Origin of the sequence: Amycolatopsis sp. NPDC051373 (genome assembly GCF_040689465.1) — a bacterium.
Taxonomy (GTDB): domain Bacteria; phylum Actinomycetota; class Actinomycetes; order Mycobacteriales; family Pseudonocardiaceae; genus Amycolatopsis.
In genome coordinates this window covers 1-1,620 of record NZ_JBFBAE010000073.1, presented here as the reverse complement: position 1 = coordinate 1,620, position 1,620 = coordinate 1, and the positions used below count along the sequence as shown (strand labels likewise).

The window sequence follows — 1,620 nt, the reverse complement described above, 5'->3', positions numbered from 1 at the left end:
GACTTCGCCGGGTAGCGCTATAGACGAACGCGGGTCCGCCGGCGGGCCCCCGGACGCCAGAGGCAGGTCGATGCGCATACTCGGGATCAACGCCGTTTTTCACGACCCCGCTGCCGCGCTGGTCGTGGACGGTGAGATCGTCGCCGCGGCCGAGGAGGAACGCTTCAGCCGTCGCAAACACGGCAAGCAGGCCGTGCCGTTCTCCACCTGGGAGCAGCCGGCCCAGGCCGCGGCCTGGTGCCTCGCGCAGGCCGGCTTGGCGCCCGAAGACCTCGACGCCGTCGGCTATTCCTACGACCCCGCGCTCGTCGAGCCCGGCTTGCCCGGGCACGACCCCAGCGGGGAAGAGCTGCGGACCGAATTCGCCGAACGCGCGCCGAAGTTCCTCACGGCCGCGCTGCCCGGGCTCGACCCCGGGATCGTGCGGTTCGTGCGCCACCACGTCGCCCACGCCGCCTCGGCCGCGCTCGCCGCGCCGTTCGGCGACTGCGCGGTGCTGGTCGCCGACGGCCGCGGCGAAAGCACCTCGGCGCTGGCCGGCGAGTACCGCGACGGCCGGTTCAAAGAGCTGGCGGCACAACGGCTTCCGCACTCGCTCGGCCTGCTCTACGAAGACCTCACCGAGCACCTCGGCTTCGCGCGCTCGAGTGACGAGTACAAGGTCATGGCGCTCGCGTCCTACGGCACGCCGGACCACCTCGACCGGCTGCGTGAAAAAGTCCGCGCGACCGGCGACGGCGGGTTCCGCGCCACCGGCGTCGACCTCGCGGAGTTCGCCCCGCCGCGCACCGGAGGCGACGAGCTGACCCGCCGCCACGCCGACCTCGCGGCGAGCGTCCAGAAAGTGCTCGAAGAAGTTCTGCTGGACTTGGTGGGGTGGCTGCACGAGCGCACCGGGCAGCGCGACCTCGCGCTGGCCGGCGGCATCGCGCTCAACTGCGTCGCCAACACCCGCCTGCACGCCGAAGGCCCGTTCGAGCGGGTCTGGGTGCAACCTGCGGCCGGCGACGCGGGCACCGCGCTCGGCGCCGCACTGCAGCTGGCCGCCGACGCCGGTGAGCTCGGCTCGCCCATGGTCGGGGCCGGCCTCGGGCGCGGCTGGACCGACGACGAGCTGGAAGCCGTGCTGCGCAAGGCGAAACTGCCCTACGAGCGGCCCGCCGACCTCGCGGAGACCGTCGCCGAAGCACTGGCGAACGATGAGGTCATCGCGTGGTTCCAGGGCCGCGCCGAGTTCGGCCCGCGCGCGCTCGGACACCGTTCCCTGCTCGCCCACCCCGGCCGTTCGGCCAACTTGGAGCGGCTCAACGACGTCAAGGGCCGCGAGCAATTCCGGCCGGTGGCGCCGATGGTCCGCGCCGAGCGCGCCGGCGAGATCTTCTCGCGCGGCCCCCTGCCCAGCCCCTACATGCTGTTCGTGCACGACGTGGCACCGCAGTGGCGTGACCGCATCCCGGCCGTCACCCACGTCGACGGCACGGCCCGCGTGCAGACCGTCGACGAGCGCGAGAACCCCGTGCTCGCGCGGATGCTCGCGGGGTTCGAACGCCGGACCGGCCTGCCCGTCGTGATCAACACGAGCCTCAACACCGCGGGCCGGCCGATGGTCGACTCGCCGCG

1 protein-coding gene is annotated in these 1,620 nt (G+C 73.1%); it reads left to right on the top strand.

What is annotated here, in order from left to right:
- Positions 1–70: 70 nt before the first annotated feature.
- Positions 71–1,620, top strand: a 1,550-nt coding sequence (locus AB0383_RS50060) for a carbamoyltransferase C-terminal domain-containing protein (protein WP_366191716.1), incomplete at its 3' end; no start/stop codon positions are given.